Origin of the sequence: Lelliottia sp. F153, from assembly GCF_002870005.1 — a bacterium.
In the GTDB taxonomy this organism is placed as follows: Bacteria; Pseudomonadota; Gammaproteobacteria; order Enterobacterales; family Enterobacteriaceae; genus Enterobacter; species Enterobacter nimipressuralis.
In genome coordinates, this window is record NZ_PKFT01000009.1 from 33,492 (window position 1) to 53,453 (window position 19,962).

Here is a 19,962-nt window from a genome sequence, read left to right on the forward strand (position 1 = left end):
TACAAATGGATAGTGTCATGTATGAGGAGCGTTTTGAACGCTGGCTGAAAGTTTCCATTGGATTGGCACGATTTGATCCTTTTGTAACTAGCCTTGTGCAAAGTTTGGGGCAAATGGATGCCAATCTTTGTGAGACGGATGTTTCTTTAGTAGAAAAGTATAAGCAGGGAGGAAATGCAAACGAGGACTACGAGCTGATACAAGGGCATCTTACTCATTCATATTTATGGATTTTGGGCTCTTATGAAGTAATTCGCACTCTTACGCAGAGCATTAAGGAAAATAAAAGTGATGACCCTGCGGAAGTATTAGAGCGTTTTCAGAATGCAAAGAAACGTTTTGCACGCTTAAGGATACCCTTAGCTAAATTTGAAGCCGCTAAAGCACACAATAAGACTGACTTTAAGATTGCATATCCAGGATTTGACTATCAGATTGGGATAGCATGGCAAGTTAGTGATGACGTCGTGATTTCCCGACAAGAACTTTCAGATTTGTTTTTAGAAACGCTAGAGTTTACTCGTGTCCAAAAGCTTCGAAGGTCTCTTGCCAATCATGATCCCCTCTCTTCATCTTGATTGATACAAATGACTTGTGCCATACTGCTGTGACATTGATTCCCGCTACATTGCTCAAAGAATCAGACAGTTAGTATTTGGTGTCGCTTCAACCCAGCTCCACCAAAATTCTCCATCGATGATTACCAGAGTCATCCGATGAAGTCCTGAAAGCCCGCACGGCGCAAGCCCTGCGGGCTTTTTTGTGCCTGCAATTTGTCCCGCTGAGTCTGAAGCAGACTAATTAAATCCGAACCTTTTAGGCCCAATCAGCCTTGCCGTAAAATCCCTATCTCCAATTCTGTCTTCTCCCCCCTCGCGCAAAAAGACAAATCCTGCGATACCCATAAACGCCCCCGCGTCACTCCATCCTTTTATCCAGAATGGTGCTAATCCAGATCCAAACTAAACAGTCGACTCAGCGCTGTCTTGCCGCTGCGGGTTACGGTCACTTCGCGATAGCCCTGGGTGTGGGTGATCCACTTTTTCTGCAGTAACAGCGTCATGAGTGCCTGCCCTGCATCCCCGCCCAGATGAAAACGTCTTTCGCTCCAGTCGAGACACGGGCAGCAAGGCTTGCGGCGCGGACGCGGATCAAGCACTGCGCCAATACGTTGAAAATGCGCTTTCCCGGCGGGCGTCAGCGCATTGCCGTCAGCCTCAATCCAGTGGTCATGAAGCATGAAATCATAGATGTTTACCGCCAGTTCGCCGGCCAAATGGTCATAACAGGTTCGGGCGTAACGTAAAACGACCGGCGTAGTCGGGGTAAAAGCAGTCTGGCTGCGCATGGAAACGCTCATGAGGTTTTCCAGCAGCCCGGCGATGTGATGACCCGCCAGACTGTAATAGCGGTGGCGTCCCTGCGTCAGGCAAATCACCAGCCCGTTGCTGAGAAGCCGGGCAAGATGTCCGCTGGTGGTGGAGGCAGCGATGCCCGCCACCGCACTGAGTTCCGTGGCTGTCCACGCGCGCCCGTCCATCAGGGCGCACAAAATAGTGACCCGTGACGGGTCAGAGATAGCGGAAGCGACCAGTGACATGGATTGTTCAAGAGACGCATCCGGCCCACTGTCGTGTTCGTTGTGAAGAACTTTCATGCAGCGTGTATTGCCCATTTTTGGGTGACTTCAGCCGCCCGGATATCGTCATCCGTGAGCAGAATAAGCCGGTTATCGTGATCGCTATACTGTACCAGAATGCGAATGCCATTCTGTGCCAAAGTATCCGCGATTTCTCCCAGCTCGCCCGGCTGCTTCTGGGGTAATTTCCTTATCAGCGGACGCGACAACTTTCTCACGTCAAAGCCTGCGTCAGTCAGAACCTTGCGGGCTTTCTCGCCGTCTTCTATCAGAAAATGCGCGTGCCCGCCGTCCGGAGTGGTAAATACCCCACCACCTTCCAGCCCGACACCGTTAAGACCGAGCACGCGTCCGAAGGAAGCCAGCGAATATGAAGTATTATCGAGCACAACGTGAATGTCATACATGTTGTTGCGCTCCTTTGCTCGAAGATGTCTCAGACGAGTAATCACGAAATATCCGGGCAACGCGTATTCTGTAGTATGAAAAAATCGACTGTTTGCCCTCTTTCTGGGCTGCCAGATGCATCATATTCTGCTTCCATCCGGCGACCGCCTCCTCATCTTCCCACCATGATAACGAAAGAATTTTTCCGGGCGTGCTCAGGCTCTGGAACCGTTCAATGGAGATGAATCCCGGTGTGTCCGACAACAACGGCTTCAGTTCTGCTGCCAGTTCAAGATAGCGCTCACGCGCTTCGGGTAGTGCGTCTGCCTCAAAAAGTACTGCGATCATCTTGCTGCCCTCTCATGAATTTCACTCAGCGTATTGCCGGTAAAAAGGGGATGCTTCGGCCAGCGCCGAAGTATCCCGGTGATGCGCAGGCAGGATCATGAATTTGTCTCATGTTTGGTGAATTTAAATCACTGTTTTTCACTCAATGACTCAGGCATAAAAGATACATCGCAATGTATCCATAAAAATTCAAAGACTACTGAAATATCATTAATTTTCAGCAGCCAGGACACCTGATAAAAATGAAAAAAGACATTACATTCACGCTTAAGACAATTCGTTTTGACGAAGATTATAACCCTTCGGAAAATACGCGTATTACCACTAACTTTGCCAATCTGGCCAGAGGTGAAAAACGTCAGGAAAACCTGTGCAATACCCTGGCGATGATCGATAACCGCTTTAATTCTCTGGCACAATGGGACAACCCCACAAGTGACCGCTATACCGTTGAGCTGGACATCATTACGGCTCAGCTGAATATCAAGGGCGAGGGAGTGTCCGACGCCTTCCCGGTGATTGAAATTTTAAAAACCAGTATTCTTGATAAAAAAACCAATCAGCGCTTTGAAGGCATTTTGGGGAATAACTTTTCCTCGTATGTGCGCGATTATGATTTCAGCGTGGTGTTGCCAGAACATAATAAAGACAAAGCAGGATTTAGCCTGCCGGATAACTTTGGCGTATTACACGGTGATATATTTAAACGTTTTATTAGTTCAGATACTTACAAAGCGCACTTCAGTAAAACACCGGTTATTTGCCTGAGTGTGTCGAGCAAAAACACCTATTATCGCACCGGTACTCAGCACCCGGTTTTGGGCATCGAATATCAGCAGGATGCCCCTTCCCTGACGGATGACTACTTCGCCAAAATGGGCTTGCGCGCCCGCTACTTCATGCCTGAAAACAGCGTTGCGCCATTGGCATTTTACTTCAGTGGCGATTTACTCAACGATTACACCGATCTTGAGCTGATCAGCACCATCAGTACGATGGAGACTTTCCAGAAGATTTATCGCCCTGAAATTTACAATGCTAATTCCCGCGCGGGAAAACAGTATCAGCCAAGTTTGAATTTCCAGGATTATTCATTAACTAGCATTGTTTATGACCGGGAAGAACGTAGCCAGCTGGCTATTGAGCAAGGGAAATTTACCGAAGAACAATTTATAAAACCTTATCAGTCTGTTCTTAAACAATGGTCTGCTGAACCCGTTATCTGATTTATCCATAAAAATATAAGGTCACCTGTGATGAAAAAATTATTACCTACATCGACTGCGGGCAGTTTGCCTAAGCCCTCCTGGATTGCGCAGCCAGAGACACTCTGGTCGCCGTGGAAACTGGAAGGTCAGGAATTGGTTGACGGTAAACTCGATGCCCTGCGTTTATGTCTGGAAGATCAGCAGCAGGCAGGCATTGATATCGTCAGTGACGGCGAGCAAACGCGCCAGCACTTCGTCACAACATTTATCGAGCATCTCGAGGGCGTGGATTTCGAGAAGCGTGAGATCGTGAAGATTCGCAACCGCTATGATGCGAGTGTGCCGACCGTCGTGGGCCCGGTGAGCCGCAAGAAATCCGTTTTCGTTGAAGATGCGAAGTTCCTGCGCAAGCAAACCACCCAACCGATTAAATGGGCCCTGCCAGGGCCGATGACCATGATCGACACGCTGTATGACAATCACTATAAAAGCCGCGAAAAGCTCGCCTGGGAATTCGCTAAAATTCTCAATGAAGAAGCGAAAGAATTAGAAGCGGTGGGCATCGATATTATCCAGTTTGATGAGCCAGCCTTTAACGTATTTTTCGATGAAGTGAACGACTGGGGTATCGCCACATTAGAAAGAGCCATTGAAGGGCTGAAGTGTGAAACGGCTGTCCACATCTGCTACGGCTACGGCATTAAAGCCAACACAGACTGGAAAAAAACGCTAGGCACTGAGTGGAGACAGTACGAAGAGATTTTCCCGAAACTGCAAAAATCGAATATCGATATTATTTCTCTGGAGTGCCATCACTCGCATGTTCCGATGGAGCTGATGGAGCTTATTCGCGGCAAAAAGGTGATGGTTGGTGCCATCGACGTCGCTACTAATACAATTGAGACACCGGAAGAAGTCGCTGCTACGCTTCGAAAAGCGCTGCAGTATGTCGATGCCGACAAACTTTATCCGTGCACCAACTGCGGCATGATCCCGTTGCCGCGTGGCGTCGCACGAGGCAAGCTGGATGCATTAAGCGCCGGTGCAGAAATCGTGCGCAGAGAATTGCAGGCGAAATAACGTCGCCGGAGAGCACAAAGCTTAAGAAAGACCTCTCTCTATTCTCTGATTCTCTCGGCGTCAGCCTTCCGTAGTAATGGTGAGGCCTGACGCTCTGATCTGAGAAGACGTAAACAGGTCTCAAGGGCAGTTGAACCGATATTCATCACTTCACTGCCTTATCGATTTGAGCAGCCCTGATCAATCCTTCGCAATGTACATTCCAGCCTGATCGCAGGAGCGAGCGTAAGCCTTTATAGCGCGACGCCCCTGATGATGAAGGCATGAAATTGTGAGCAACGAAAACTGTATTTCCAACACCCTTGATCCACTTACAGTTTTTTCCTAGAGCCATGCCGCTTCGCTCGTGCCATTCTTAATCACGCTCATAACATGAATAACGTGAATTGAGGATATTATGAAAAAGACAATTATTGCATTATCTGCACTTCTGCTGGCTTCACCTGTTTTTGCCGCAACCACACACGCAACCGACGACACCGTTGCCGCCGCGAAAGCGAACGCCAATGACGCGAAACAAAAACTGCATGAAGAGCAGAACAAAGGTGAAGAGCTGAAGCTCAAATCCAAACACGCCGCTGAAGGTAAAAGCGAAAGCTTCGGCAGCAAAGTGAGTGAAGACTCCCAGAAAGCCTGGCATAAAACCAAAGAAGGCACCGAGAAGGGCTGGGATGCCACTAAAGAAGGGACGGAGAAAGGCTGGAACAAAACCAAAGAAGGCGCTTCGTCGCTGGAAAAGAAAGTCACTGAATAAGTTTTCTCCCTCCTATAAAGGCCGCCGTCGCGGCCTTTTTTATTTCTGATCCCTACGAATAAATCTCCCTGACTGCGCGTTTACACCTTGCCCGCCTACTGGAGATCGCCTCATGATTCGCTCTGTCACCCTGCTCATGGTAATGCTGCTGTGCCCTGCCCTCTACGCAATGCCGGTTACCTATGCCATTAATAGCGAAAAAACGCCCATCACCCTGTCGTGGCATGCCTTTGGCGGCATCCTTTCCTGGGCGAATCTCAATGGCGTGACGGGAAACGTCACTCTGGACCCGACCAATGAATTTGCCGATCGCATTGATGTGACCATTCCCGTCGCCACGCTGGTGGCCTCTAACCGTCTGCTCACCTGGCAGCTCAAGAGCGATATGTTTTTCGATGCAGCGCGCTACCCTACGATCAGGTTCAGCAGTACCCGGGTGGTGGCGCTGGGCGATGGCCATTACAGAGTGTTTGGCTCGCTAAAGGTCAAAGATATTCAACGCCCGGTGATCCTGGAAGCGACTCTGGACGAGGACAAAGCGGCGGAGGCAATCTCCCTTAATGCCACCACCGCCATCTCACGCTCCGCCTATCACATGGATAAATTCGCGATGGTGGTGGATGACCGCATCGCGATAAAAATTGCGATCGACGCCCACGCGTCATAAGAGCCTTAACTGCAGCTGGCGTGCGCTGGCGGTGAGCGCCTTCGACGGGGTGCGGCCAATCAAAACATACTGATAGTCACTGTCGTTCCACCAGGCAATATTCATGCTGTGCCGCTGCTCGTTTTTGATATCCGTGACAACGGCCTTCTCAAGGGGCGAAATGCACAGCGCCACCGGGCCAAAATCCGCGTGCAGCCAGACGATCTGCGCGATAGCGGTGCTGTCGTAGCGCAGCATCCGCACCATCTTCAGCTCGGCGCCCGCAAGTGCCAACTGCTGCTCATTCACTTTCAGGCCGATATCCTGGGCAGTTCGCTGGATCCCCTGGGCAATCACCGACGGCGAGCTGTCCACATCCAGCAGGGTTTCAGCGCTGTAAAGCGACATATACTGAGCCTCAAGATCGCGAATCTGCTCGTTCTCACTCATTATCACCGCCATAGGGCGCGCCAGATACCCCAGCCCGGAACCGATCGCCAGGAAACTCAGTGATGCGGCAATCAGCGCACGTCGGCTGACGCCTGCGCGCGCGCCTGCAAGATAGTTATCCAGCCGCTGCTGCATCTGCGCTTCAGGTGCCTCTTTCAGCAACGGGGCAAACGCATGCTGATAGTCCTGATGGCTGTTTTTCAGCGTCTCCATGCGCTGGGCCAGGGAGGTATCCACACACAGTTGTGCTTCAAAAACACGGGCGTCGGCGCTCTCCATCTCACCATCCAGCCAGGCGATAATCGCATCGTCGTGATAAGGGGGCGTAAAACGTAACGAGTTCATGAGCGTTTCTCCTTCGCCACCGGACGGACATCCACCGTTTTGGCGAGCCGCGCCCGCGCCGTTGCCAGTCGGCTCATGATGGTGCCGATGGGAACCGACAGCGTATCCGCCGCCTCCTGGTAGGTAAATCCTTCGACATAGACTAAAAACAGCGTGTTGCGCTGGGCTTCCGGGAGGTCATTCACCCGCTGCATGATTTGCTGATAATGCAGACGATCGTCATCCTGCCCGTGGGTATCCGGGGCGATCAGATCTTCGCCAGGAACAAATCCCTGCCCCTGGCGGACGTGGCGCGCGCGCAGTTCGGAGATCCAGATCGAGTGCAAAATCGAGAACAGCCAACGGTCGATCCGCGTGCCCGGCGTATATTGCGCGCTCCTTTCGAGCGCGCGGACGCAGGTGGACTGAACCAGCTCTTCAGCCAGATCCCGGTTGCGCGACAGCACCAGTCCGTAGCGCCAGAGACGCGTCAGATGTGCCGCCAGCTGTTGGCGAACGTCACTGGTTGTGATTTTCTACCCCTCCCGCAGAGATCAGGACTCCGGATGCCCGTCGATTGCCGCCTGCAGATCGCGGTACTCTTCGCAATCCTGGCCGCAGATCCCGGCAATGACTTTAAGCTGCTCTTTCGCCAGATCCGGGCGACCTTTTACCATCCATGCTTCCCCCAGATACTCCCGCGCTTTGGCATAGTTGGGCTGCAGGGCGAGCGACCGCTGGTAATAGCCAATGCCTTCATCCGTGCGCCCCAGTTTGCGGGTCGCATAGCCACGGTAGTTCCACGCCTCGGCCGTGTTAGCGTTTTTTAACGTATCCAGCAGGTTCAATGCCGCCTGATACTCGCCTTTTTTCGCGAGGTGGTACGCATAATTGGTTTTGTCCTCATCGCTGAGGCTGCTGGTTTTCTCCGGGACACACTTCTTACTCACACTGTCGTAGACCTGCCCTGAGGGGCAGTCCGGCGTTTTGCTTTCAGTATCAGTATTGCCCATGGCAAAGCCCTGCGGGGTCTGTAACAAAAATAACAGCACCGGGATAGCCAGAGGACGGGTAAAGGTACGGACTGAGGATGCGTTCATTTTCTACTCCTGGTGAAGGTGGGCAGGTCAACAAGGAGTAAACGCCCGAGCGTCCGATTCTATTCGCAGAAAACGCAGTTGAAATGACAGCCGAAATCATACTTATGGCCTATGCCATCCGTCATCAGTGAACGGTAGATTCAGATAATAATTAACGCAGGCTTAATTCCTGTCTCTAATAGCACACTCTTCACCGCCCGCCATTTTTATTTTTAATTCGGTCGCAAACATAATATATCGTATAAATAATTTCTTAACCCCACCTGAATTAACAATTAAGCCCGCCTTAATTAAATATCTATTTACATTCAAAAATATCAAATATATTCAAATAAATGCTTTGATATTATATTTAACAAATGACAGGCGAAAAATGGCAAAGCCTTATGCCACAAGGCTCTACACCCTCGCATTAGCTGTACAATTCGGCAGAAAACTATTCAATTCAGAAGGGGTTAACTTGTCCATAATTGGCGCTTCATTTGCATATTCCGTTATTTATAGCTATATCATTTTCAGACCATTCAAATAATATCTTTATAAATCACAGGGCTTTATATAACACAAAAAACGCCGAATACAAGTTAACCCAAAGCAAATAAATCGATTCATCTGATGTTGCCACTAATTGCTGGCGGGCATCGGCCGCTCTGAAGATAACAACGGTGAGCACTATTTTAAAAATAGCGACTCCGCCGGGGGCGCTCTGTACCCGCAGAAAGATGATGGCTTCGTCTTGCACGCCATATCAATAAAAATCTGTTGGGAGTCATCAATATGAGCCAAATCTCTGTCATTTCGAAACTTACTGGCGTGGAAACCACCACCGAAGGCACTCAGGTTACTCTGGATCACTCCTCTATTGTGAAGCTCCACGTTGGGCGAGGCGACATTTCACACTACACGCGCAGCGGCGAAGACCTGATCGTGACCCTGAATTCGGGCGAAACCATCACCCTCAAAAACTTCTACGTCGGAGACGCTCAGGGCGCCAGCCAGCTGGTGCTGGAAGAGGGCAACGGCGCGCTGTGGTGGATTGAAGATCCCACCGCCGCCACAGAACACTATGAAGCGATATCTTCGATTGATGCGCTGATGGCCTCCTCCGGTGATACGGGCGGCGCGGCGATCTGGCCATGGGTGCTCGGTGGCGTCGCTGTCGCGGGTGGGATCGCGCTTGCCGCTGGCGGCGGCGGTGGCGGAGGGGGTGGCGGAGACGATGATAACGGCAACGGCAACCCAGGCAATCCGGGGAACCCGTCTGACCCGGATACCACGCCGCCTGACGCGCCGACCAATCTGCAGTTCTCGGCAGACGGCAATATCGTTACCGGGACGGCAGAACCGAACAGCACCATCACCCTGAAAGATGCGAACGGAAATCTGGTCGGCACCGGCAAAACCGGCAGCGACGGTAAATTCACCATCGAACTGGGCACCTCACTCAACAACGGTGAGCAGATTACTGCCACCGCGACCGACTCCTCCGGCAACGTCAGTAAAGAGGCCCATGCCACCGCCCCGGACCTGGTCACGCCCGACGCACCGGACATTTTAATCGTTAACGACGATGTCGGCAGCGAAACCGGCCCGCTGGATAACGGGCAGCGAACCGATGATGCGCGCCCTACCCTGAGCGGTATCGGCGAAGCAGGAACCACCATCACCGTTTTCGATAACGGCACTAATATCGGCACCACCAAAGTGGATGCCAACGGCAACTGGAGTTTCACGCCGCCTAACGCGCTGGCTAACGGCAGCCACACCCTGACCACCACCGCGACCGATGCGGCAGGCCACACCAGTCCGCCTTCTGCGGGGATCACCATTGTGGTGGATACGGTCGCGCCAACGGCACCTGTGATCTCAAGCGTCACGGATGACGTCAATCCTGTCACCGGGCCGGTGAACAATGGCGGCAGCACCAACGATCAGCGCCCGCAGCTCACGGGTACCGCCGAAGCGAATTCAACGGTCACGATCTACGATAACGGCATTGCGATTGGCACCGTCACCGCTGCCGCAAATGGCAGCTGGAGCTTTACCCCGTCGGTCAATCTGAGTGAAGGCAGCCATGTGCTGACGGTGCGCGCCACGGATGTGGCAGGCAATACCGGTCCCGCCTCACCGGGCTTTACGATTAATGTCGATGTGACTGCGCCTGCCGCGCCATCGGCCTTTGTGGTGAACGATGAAGTCGGCTCCATACGCGGCGCGGTTACAGCAGGCCAGACAACCGACGCCAGCCAGCCGAGGCTCACGGGCCGTGGCGATCCGGGCAGCACGATTATTATTTACGATAACGGCGTGGAAGTGGGCAGAGTCACCGTCGGCCCTAACGGGCTGTGGAGCGTAGCGCCTGACGGCCCGCTGGCGGAAGGCCCCCACTCGGTCACCGTGCGTGAAATTGACGCCGCCGGTAACCAGAGCGGGTTGTCCCAGCAGATTAACTTTATCGTCGACACGATCGCGCCAGGCCAGCCGACCGTCACCCTCAATCCTGCCGGGAACCAGGTCACCGGCACGGCTGAACCGAACAGCACGATCACCATCAGCAACGGCACCGGCGTGATCGGCACCGGCGTTGCGGATGGCAACGGCAACTACACCATCACCCTGAATACCGTACAAAATAACGGGCAAACCCTCTCGGTCGTCGCTTCCGACGCTGCCGGGAATGCCAGTATCCCGGGCACGGTCACCGCCAGTGACAGCATTGCGCCTAACCCGCCAACAGGGCTGACGGTCTCAGGTGACGGGACCAGCGTTAGCGGAAACGCCGAGCCAAACAGCACCGTCACCATCAAAGACACCGGCGGCGGCGTAATTGGCACCGGCACCACCGATGCTAACGGCCATTTCACCGTGCCGGTCTCCCCGCCGCAAACCAATGGCGAAGTGCTGGATGTGATCGCAAGCGATGCCGCGGGTAACGACAGTCAGCCAGGGCACGCCGACGCGCCGGATACAACCGATCCGCTGGCGCCAACGAATCTGGTGGTTTCTGACGATGGCACGACCGTCACCGGTCAGGCCGAACCGGGCAGCACGGTGAGCATTAAAGGGCCGGATGGCGTGGAAATCGGCAGCGGCAAAACGGGCGACAACGGCGATTTTTCCGTTACCCTTTCGCCGCCGCAAGTTAACGGCGAAAAGCTGACGGCTGACGCCACGGACCTTGCAAACAATACCGGCCCCACGGCTCCGGTAACGGCACCGGATACCACCCCGGCGCAAACGCCGGAGATCACCTCGGTCTACGATGACGCCGTTAATGTGGTGGGTGATGTCGCCAACGGCGGCCTGACTAACGACCCGACGCCGACCATTCGCGGCACCGGAGAGCCGGGCACCACGCTCTATCTGTTCAGCGGTTCCGATCAAATCGGCACCCTCGTCATTCCCCAAAGCGGTAACTGGGAATTTACGCCATCGGTGCACCTGCGCGAGGGCGGTCACGTCCTGACGGCCACCGCGATCGACGACGCCGGAAATGCCAGCGGCACGTCGAACAGCTGGAGCATCACGGTTGATAGCGTGCTCCCTTCCGCACCGGTGATCACCTCCGTCGTTGACGATGTCCCGGGCAGAACCGGCCCGCTGGATACGGGTGAAATCACCAACGACTCCCGTCCGACACTCAACGGTACGGGCGAACCGGGCGCCACCATCAGCATTCGTCTGGACGGCGTGCAGATTGGCACCGCGCTGGTCAGCAGCGGCGGGGCATGGACCTTTACCCCGACGCTGGCGCTCCCACAGGGCGGGCCGCATACGCTGACCGCCGTCGCTATCGATCAGGCCGGGAACGTCGGCACGGTTTCAAACGGTTTCCAGATCATCGTAGACACCACGCCACCACCGGCGCCGTCGATCGGTACGGTCACGGATAATTCCGGCGCTGTCACCGGCCCGGTCACCAGCGGAACACCGACGGACGAAACCCTTCCTGCAATGACGGGGACCGCCCCGCCGGATACGATTATTACCGTTTACGACGGCACGACCCTGCTCGGCACTGCCACGCTTGACGGTAACGGTGGCTGGAGCTTTACCCCCACCACTCCGCTCACCAACGGCACTCACTCCCTGACGGTGGTCGCAACCGACTCCGCAGGCAACGCCACCGCCTCACCGCCGTTTAGTCTGGTGGTGGATACCGTGGCCCCTGCGACGCCAGATTCTCCGGACGTCACCGTGAACCCGGACGGCCTGCCGACCGGCACACCGCTTAATCCGGGCGAAGCCACCCGCGACACCACGCCGACCTTAAGCGGCACCGGTACACCGGGCGATACGGTCACGATCTACATTGATGGCGTCAAACAGCCCGATGTGGTCACCGTTCAGCAGGACGGAACATGGAGCTGGACGCCGACTCAGGCGCTGCCAAACGGCTCTTACGATGTCGCCCTGACGGTCACCAATCAAGACGGCGCGGGCAACGAAAGCGCGCCATCCCAGCCGGTCACCATCGTGATTGATACAGACCCGCCTGCCACGCCAACCGCACCGGTCGTCACCGATAACGTCAGCCAAATCACCGGGCCGGTCGATAATGGCGACAGCACCAACGATTCGCGTCCGGTGCTGAGCGGCACCGGTGTGGCGAACGATGTGATTATTATTTACGACAGCGTCGGCGGTGCGCCGAAGCAGGAGGTCGGGCGCGTCACCGTTGGCGCGGACGGCAGCTGGAGCTGGCGGCCAGACACCCCGCTGACACAAACCACCCATGCCTTCACCACCACCGCCACGGACGAAGCGGGGAATATCTCGGGCGTCTCCCCGGTGGTGACCATTACCGTGGATACCACGCCTCCGTTGACGCCGGCGATCACCGCTGGCACCGTCGCGAGCGGCGGTTCGACGTCAGACACCACGCCGACCATCAGCGGAACGGGCACCAGCGGCGACACGGTGATTATCTATAACAACGGGGTCGAAGTTGACCGCGTCAATGTCACCAATGGCACCTGGACCTGGACCAGCCCAACTGTCGCTGACGGCGCGCTGAACCTGACCGTCTCCTCCGTCGATGCGGCGGGTAACGTCAGCGGCACCAGCCCGGTGTACACCATCACGGTGGATACGGTCGCCCCGACGACGCCGCAGATTGATACGATCTCCAGCAGCACGCTGGCGAACGGTGTGCTGTACACCAATGACAACACGCCAACCATCAGCGGGAAAACCGAGGTTGGGAGCACCATTACCGTCTCTGTTGATGGGGGTGCGCCGCTACAGGCCACCGTGGACGCTAACGGCAACTGGACGCTGACGCTGCCAGACGGCTCGGCGCTGAGCGATGCGCCTCATACCATTATCGTCACGGCCACTGACGCCGCCGGGAACGCCACCCCGAGCGCGCCGGTTACCGTGACCGTTGATACGGATGCGCCAGATGCGCCGGTCGTCAGCAGTCTCGCAATCGAAGGGACACCGTTGACCGGGACCGCAGAAGCCGGTTCCACGGTGATCGTGAAAGGGGAAAATGGCGTTGAACTGGGCCGTGGTGTGGCCGATGCGGGCGGCAATTACTCCATCGCCCTGTCTCCGGCGCAGACCAACGAAACCACGCTCACCGTCACGGCCAGCGATGCGGCAGGCAACGTCAGCGGCCCTACGGATTATCAAGTTACAGACACGCCGGATCTGCCACCCGTCCCGACCATCACGTCGATCATTGATGACAACGGCACGAATGGTTCCGTCGAAGTGAAAGGCGCAAGTTCCAACGACACCACGCCAGTCCTGAGCGGGACCGCACCGCCGAACAGCATTGTGACCATCTACCTTGACGGGGGGCTGGTGCCGTACGCCGTCGTCACCGCCAGCCCAACCGGCGAGTGGACGGCCAGCTCGCTGATCCCGCTCGGCGAGGGGCCACACAGCTTTACCGCCACCACCACCGAGGGCGGTTTGACGAGCGGTCTCTCCCCGGCGGCTACCGTCACCATCGATCTCACCGCGCCTGGTACACCGGTGCTCGGCGCAGTCACCGATGATGTCGGTCCTGGTACCGGGCCTCTCACCAGCGGTCAAACCACCAACGACAGTCGCCCAACCCTGAGCGGCACCGCAACGGCGGGCGACACCATTACCATCTACAACAACGGTACCGCCATTGGCACCGTGGTTGTCGGCTCGACGGGCACCTGGAGCTTTACGCCAGGCGCTGCGCTGGGAGAAGGCAACCACGCCCTGACCATTTCCGCCACCGATCCGGCGGGGAATGAAAGCGCACAATCACCGGCATTCAACATTGTGGTCGATACGGTCTCCACCACGCCGGTCATCGTCGGGGCGGACGATAACGTCGGCACCGTGACCGGGAATGTCCCAACCGGTGGCACCACCAACGACACCACGCCGACCCTTTCGGGCACGGCAGAAGCCAACAGCAGCGTGGCGATTTTCGAAGGCAGCACCCAGATTGGCACCGCCACCGCTAACAATCTGGGGAACTGGACCTTCACCCCCACCACGCCGCTCACCGAAGGTTCACATACCTTTACGGTGGTCGCGACCGATCCACAAGGCAACGTCAGCACCAGCTCCAACAGCTATAACGTGATTGTCGATCTGACCCCACCTGCGGTGCCGGTACTCAGCGCCGTCGCCGATGATATTCAGGGCGGCGTGGTCGGGAACCTGACCGCAGGACAGGTCACTAACGACGCCACGCCAACCTTCACCGGGACGGGCGTCACGGGCAGCACCGTTCATATTCTGAATAACGGCGTAGAAATTGGCACCGCGGAGGTCATTAACGGTTCGTGGACCTTTATGCCGCCAAACGGGCTGACGGATGGCCTGTACAACATCAGGGTCAATGCCACCGATGCAGCGGGTAACGTCTCCGCTAACTCGCCGGTCTTCTCCTTCACCGTCGACACCACGCCGCCAGATGCGCCAGTGCTCACCACGGTGCAGGATGACGTCGGCCCGGTCACCGGCACGATTCCTGAAAACGGCACCACCAATGACAACCGTCCAACCTTCAACGGTACCGGCGAAGTCGGGGCGACCGTCACCCTGCTCAACGATGGGCAACCCTTCGGCACCGCAGTGGTGAACGCCCAGGGGAACTGGACCTTCACGCCAACCGCACCGATGGCTGACGGGCCACACACCATCACCCTCAGCACCACCGACGCGGCGGGTAATACCAGCACCACCTCCACCACCTTCGATCTGACGGTGGATACCCAGCCGCCAGCGGCACCGACCATTATTAACGCCACCGATGACGTCGGCAGCGTGCTGAACCCGCTTCTGTCCGGACAGACCACCGACGACACCCGGCCTCAGCTGAACGGCTCGGCGGCGAACAACGCCACGATCATCATCTATGAAAACGGCGTACAGGTCGGCACTGTGCAGGCTAACGGCTCGGGCGAATGGAGCTTCACCCCGCCGAACCCGCTGAGCAATGGCAGCCATACTTGGACTGCCACCGCGACCGACGCGGCGGGCAACGTCAGCGTGGCCTCGCCGGGCTTCACGGTGATCGTCGATACGGTTGCACCGCTGGCACCGGTTATCACTCAGGCGCTTGACGATGCAGGAACCGTCACTGGCCCGCTCGGTAGCGGCCAGACCACCGACGACACGCTCCCGCGCCTGATCGGGACCAGCGAGCCGAACGCCAGCATCAATATCCTCGAAAATGGCCTGGTGATCGCCACCACCACGGCGGACGCCAGCGGGAACTGGGCGGTGACGCTCACCACCGCACTTGGCGCGGGACCGCATGCCTTTATTGCCCAGGCGACCGACGCGGCGGGCAACAACAGCGATCCGTCGGCAACCTTTACCCTGAATGTCGACCTCACGCCGCCGGCCGTTCCGGTACTGGTTTCCGTGGTGGATGACGTCGGAACCGTCACCAACCTGACCAGCGGCCAGCTCACCAACGATGCACAGCCGACGCTCACCGGGACAGCCGAAGCGGGATCGACGGTGAAAATCTTTGATAACGGCGTGCTGATTGGCACCGTCACAGCCACCGGAGGTGCGTGGTCCTTTACGCCGTCACCGGCGCTGGGCGACGGGCTGCATCCGCTGACCATCACCGCCACCGACGCCGCGGGTAACGCCAGTGGCCCGACAACGGCCTTTGTGGTTAACGTCGATGCCACTGCACCAACCGCGCCGGTGATCGCCTCGGTCGTGGATGATGTCGGTACTGTCACCGGACCGGTGATTAACGGTAACCCGACCAATGACACCCAGCCGACGCTGAGCGGGACCAGTGAGCCTAACGCGGTGGTGCGGATTTATGACGGCACGACGCTGGTCGGCACCGTCACCGCTGACACCAACGGAAACTGGACTCTGCCACAGACCACCACCACGCTGACCAACGGGCAGCACAACTTTACCGCGACCGCCACCGACGCGGCGGGCAATACCAGCGCACCATCATCCATCACCTCGATTGTGGTGGATACGGTTGCTCCGGGGCTGCCGGGCACGCTGGCCGTAATCGGTAACGGCACCCACGTCACCGGTCTGGCGGAAGCGGGCAGCACTGTCACCATTACCAGCAGCACAGGAACAGTGCTCGGCACGGCGACGGCGGACGGCAGCGGGGCCTTCAACGTCACCATTTCACCGGCGCAGACCAACGGCGAAACGCTGCTGGCCTTTGCCACGGATAAAGCCGGGAACGCAGGCAATACTCAGAGCGTCACCGCGCCATTCACCAACCTGCCGAATGCGCCGCTGATCACCACCGTCAACGACAACGTGGGGACCATTACCGGCAATCTGACCAACGGCAAAGCCACGGATGACACGACGCCAACCCTGAGCGGGACGGCGCAGCCGAACTCCACCATCACGCTGTATAACAACGGCGTGGCGATGGGCACCACGACCACGGATATCAACGGTAACTGGACCTTCACTACGCCTGCACTGAGCGAAGGTTCTCACGCGTTTACCGCCACGGCGACCAACGTCATCGGCGGCACCGGGCCGGTCTCGATTCCGACCACCGTTATCGTTGATACCGTCGCACCGAATGCGCCGAACGGAACCTTTAACGCTGACGGCAGCGTGCTGACGGGCAGCGCAGAAGCGGGCAGCACCGTGACGATTCGCCTGGCGGATGGCACCCTGGTGACCACCACGGCGAACGCCGGAGGTACCTATAGCTACACCTTCCTCAATAAACAGACGGAAGGCCAGACCCTGCAAATCACCGCCACCGACGCGGCAGGCAACACCTCGACGCCAGGCTCTGCGCTGGCCCCGGTTGTGCCGCTGTCGGCAAGTTCCAACGTCGAGGAACTGGCGCTCACCTCCGACGCCACGGTGACCAACGCCCAGTACAGCGATTACGGATTCCTGCTGGTGGGGGCGCTCGGTAACGTGCTCACCCTGCTCGGCAATGATACGGCGCAGGTCGGCTTTACCGTGGGTGCGGGCGGGAATGCGGATATTTCGATTAACGCCGATGCCACAGGCGTGGTGCTGTCGCTGCTCAACACCCTGGAAGTGGTGGTGCAGCGCTGGGATGCGGTCAACGGCACCTGGACTACGGTGGTGGATACCGGTCTGCCGCAGTTCGCCAACCTGCTGACGCTGGGAGCCAACGGCGTCACCCTTAACATGACCGGGCTGACCGAGGGCCAGTACCGCGTACTCAGCTACAACACCAACCTGCTGGCGACCGGGTCTTACACCAGTCTTGACGTGGACGTCACCGAAACCAGCGCCGGGACGGTAACGGGTGTGACCACCCAGTCCGGTAACGTCATTCTGGACAATGACCCAACCACCGGCAGCGACAACGCCCCGGCAGGCACTCGCATCACCGCCGTCACCGATTCCCAGGGCCACACGGTGAACGTGACGGCGGATGGCACGGTGATCCAGGGCCAGTACGGTACGCTGACGATTAACCTCAACGGGAGCTACACCTACACCCTGACCAACACCAGCGCCGCGATTCTGGGCCGGACCGAGAGCTTCACCTACACCATCGGGCATAACGGTTCCACCGCCTCGGCGCAGCTGGTGATCTCCCTCGGGGCGAACACCGTCACTAACAGCGTCACGGCGGTCGATGATTCCGCGAGTTTCACCTTCGACACCAGCGTTCACGCCATCAACAACGGCACGTCGTCCCAGGGCGGCTTCACCGTGGTGGGCGTCAATCTGGGCAACACGCTAAGCCTCAATCTGCTCGATGATTTGAGCAATCCGATCATCTATAACGTGGCGGAAGGCACCACCCGAACCATGACCATCCAGGCCTCCGTCGGCGGCGTAGCGCTGGCTTCGGTGTTCGATCTTTACGTCTATAAATTCAACGACGCGACGCAAACCTTCGAGCAGATGCGCGTTCAGCCAGGCTGGCTGCGTGCGCCGCTGCTGGGCGGTACGTCGGGCACCCTGACGCTCAACCTGCCGGCCGGGGAGTACCTGTTCCTGCTGAACACCGCAGCCGGGATCACGGCGCTGACGGCCTACACCCTTAACGTACTGGAAGACCATGTCTACACCGTCTCGAGCGTCGGCGGCAGCACCACCGGCGACGTGCTGGCGGATGATATTATTCCGGCGGGTACCCACGTCACGGCGGTGAACGGCGTGGCAGTCAACGGTACGGGCGTCACCACCATTCAGGGGGAATATGGCACCCTGACCATCAATGCGGACGGTAAATACACCTATACCCTGAACAGCGGCGTCGGAGCCGACCACATTAAGACACCGGACACCTTCGTCTACACGGTGACCGCGCCAAACGGCGACAAAGACACGGCGTCCCTCAACATCACCCCAACTCCACGGGCGATGGATGCGGTCAACGACGTGAGTGCGGTGATGGATGTGACGTCGGTGCACCATACGGCGGCCTACTCGGACACCACCGTCGGCAACGCCACCTGGACGGCGGCTCTGCTGGCGGCAACCCAGGGCAGCGGCAGCGGTACCTTCGTGGTCGACGCCAACACCGCCCTGCATAACGTGGTGCTGCACTTTAACGTCGCCTCGCTGCTCTCGCTCGGCGGCCTGACGGTGGACTGGGTGCTGTCGAACGGTGCCACCACCGTGCGCAGCGGTTCGTTCAACGGCGGATTACTGTTGGGCGGCACGGCAACTATCAACCTGAACGGGCTGGATCTGGAGGCGGGCACTTACACCCTCTCCTACACCGGGAAGATGGGCGCGCTGGCGGTGGGGCAAATCACCATCACCCCGGACGTGGTGGGGACCACCTACTCGCTCAATCAGTTCGATTCCACTAGCGGACACACCGTTAACGGCAACATCTTTGACGGCACCGATTCGCAGGGGGCAATGGATCAGCTGCACTCGGTGGATACCCGTCTGAGCATCACCGGTTACAACGGCGTGACCACCACCCTCGACCCGTACACCACCAGCGCCGCGAATGTGACCATTCAGGGACACTACGGCACGCTCTCCATCGGCGCTGACGGTCATTACACCTACACGCTTAATACCGGCGTGTCGCTCTCCAGCATCACCTCGAAGGAGGTCTTCAACTACACCCTGACGGACACGGCAGGGAAAACGGACAGCGCGTCGCTGACCATCAACATGGCGCCGCAGTTCATCAGCTCTGAGCATAACGACGTGATCAATGGGACGGCTTACGGCGATACCCTGATTTATCAGGTGCTGAACAACACCGTGGGTAACGCCACGGCGGGCAACAGCACCGGGGATCACTGGACCAACTTCTCCATCAGCCAGGGGGACAAAATTGATATCGGCGATCTGCTGGTGGGCTGGAACGGACAGGCATCCACGCTTGGGAACTACGTGCATGTCACCACCAGCGGTAACAACACTGTGATCTCCATCGATCGTGACGGTACGGGGAGCACCTACACTAATACGACGCTGGTCACTCTGGACAACGTACAGAGTAGCTACGACGAACTGGTTAATCAGCACCACAACATCATTACCTGATAGCACAACACAACTGACCCGGGCGTTCAGCGCCCGGGCATCAAGAATAAAAAGTACAAATTTAT

The 19,962-nt window shown here is 57.2% G+C and carries 13 protein-coding genes; 6 read left to right on the forward strand and 7 right to left on the reverse strand.

Annotated elements, in window-relative coordinates:
• The first annotated feature begins 5 nt into the window (after positions 1-5).
• Positions 6-578 carry a hypothetical protein gene (locus F153LOC_RS17680; protein ID WP_102105379.1) on the forward strand — a complete coding sequence of 191 codons (573 nt, stop codon included), beginning with the start codon at positions 6-8 and terminating at the stop codon, positions 576-578.
• 368 nt (positions 579-946) lie between these two features.
• Here the strand turns inward: F153LOC_RS17680 and F153LOC_RS17685 are convergent, their stop codons facing one another.
• Genes F153LOC_RS17685 through F153LOC_RS17695 form a run of 3 tightly spaced genes read right to left on the reverse strand, consistent with a single transcriptional unit; the run spans position 947 to position 2,374 of the window.
• Entirely contained in the window at positions 947-1,657 is a 711-nt protein-coding gene (locus F153LOC_RS17685) for a helix-turn-helix transcriptional regulator (RefSeq protein ID WP_102105380.1), read from the reverse strand.
• Entirely contained in the window at positions 1,654-2,046 is a 393-nt protein-coding gene (locus F153LOC_RS17690) for an amino acid-binding protein (protein WP_102105381.1), read from the reverse strand. Before F153LOC_RS17690 ends, F153LOC_RS17685 begins: the two co-directional genes overlap by 4 nt.
• A complete protein-coding gene (locus F153LOC_RS17695; RefSeq protein ID WP_102105382.1) occupies positions 2,039-2,374 on the reverse strand; it encodes an antibiotic biosynthesis monooxygenase in 336 nt (111 codons plus the stop codon). The genes F153LOC_RS17690 and F153LOC_RS17695 overlap by 8 nt, the downstream gene beginning before the upstream one ends.
• 242 nt (positions 2,375-2,616) lie before the next feature.
• On the opposite strand from F153LOC_RS17695, the gene F153LOC_RS17700 reads away from it, so the two are divergent.
• The 4 genes from F153LOC_RS17700 (at position 2,617) to F153LOC_RS17715 (ending at position 6,083) form a co-directional block, all read left to right on the forward strand.
• Positions 2,617-3,600, forward strand: a complete 984-nt coding sequence (locus F153LOC_RS17700) for a DUF1852 domain-containing protein (protein WP_102105383.1) — start codon at positions 2,617-2,619, stop codon at positions 3,598-3,600.
• A 30-nt stretch (positions 3,601-3,630) separates the two neighbouring features.
• A complete protein-coding gene (locus F153LOC_RS17705; protein ID WP_100779234.1) occupies positions 3,631-4,662 on the forward strand; it encodes a methionine synthase in 1,032 nt (343 codons plus the stop codon).
• A 397-nt stretch (positions 4,663-5,059) separates the two neighbouring features.
• Positions 5,060-5,416 carry a hypothetical protein gene (locus F153LOC_RS17710; RefSeq protein WP_102105384.1) on the forward strand — a complete coding sequence of 119 codons (357 nt, stop codon included), beginning with the start codon at positions 5,060-5,062 and terminating at the stop codon, positions 5,414-5,416.
• Between the two features lie 112 nt (positions 5,417-5,528).
• Positions 5,529-6,083: a YceI family protein gene (locus tag F153LOC_RS17715; protein WP_102105385.1), complete on the forward strand. Its 555-nt coding sequence runs from the start codon at positions 5,529-5,531 to the stop codon at positions 6,081-6,083.
• On the opposite strand, the gene F153LOC_RS17720 is transcribed toward F153LOC_RS17715, so the two are convergent.
• The 4 genes from F153LOC_RS17720 to F153LOC_RS17735 form a co-directional block, all read right to left on the reverse strand.
• Complete coding sequence (locus F153LOC_RS17720) at positions 6,078-6,857, reverse strand: anti-sigma factor (protein ID WP_102105386.1); 780 nt, start codon at positions 6,855-6,857, stop codon at positions 6,078-6,080. The two genes, F153LOC_RS17715 and F153LOC_RS17720, sit on opposite strands and share 6 nt — an antisense overlap.
• Positions 6,854-7,330 (reverse strand): sigma-70 family RNA polymerase sigma factor, encoded by a 477-nt coding sequence (locus F153LOC_RS17725; protein WP_231276845.1) that lies wholly within the window; start codon positions 7,328-7,330, stop codon positions 6,854-6,856. The genes F153LOC_RS17720 and F153LOC_RS17725 overlap by 4 nt, the downstream gene beginning before the upstream one ends.
• Before the next feature lie 60 nt (positions 7,331-7,390).
• On the reverse strand, positions 7,391-7,936 hold the full coding sequence (locus F153LOC_RS17730; protein ID WP_102105388.1) for a tetratricopeptide repeat protein: 546 nt from the start codon (positions 7,934-7,936) through the stop codon (positions 7,391-7,393).
• 544 nt (positions 7,937-8,480) lie between these two features.
• Positions 8,481-8,678, reverse strand: coding sequence for a hypothetical protein (locus F153LOC_RS17735; RefSeq protein WP_100779228.1), 198 nt, complete (start codon positions 8,676-8,678; stop codon positions 8,481-8,483).
• Positions 8,679-8,713: 35 nt separating this feature from the next.
• Between F153LOC_RS17735 and F153LOC_RS17740 the strand changes: the two genes are divergently transcribed.
• Positions 8,714-19,897, forward strand: a complete 11,184-nt coding sequence (locus tag F153LOC_RS17740; RefSeq protein WP_102105389.1) for a BapA/Bap/LapF family large adhesin — start codon at positions 8,714-8,716, stop codon at positions 19,895-19,897.
• Positions 19,898-19,962 lie beyond the last annotated feature (65 nt).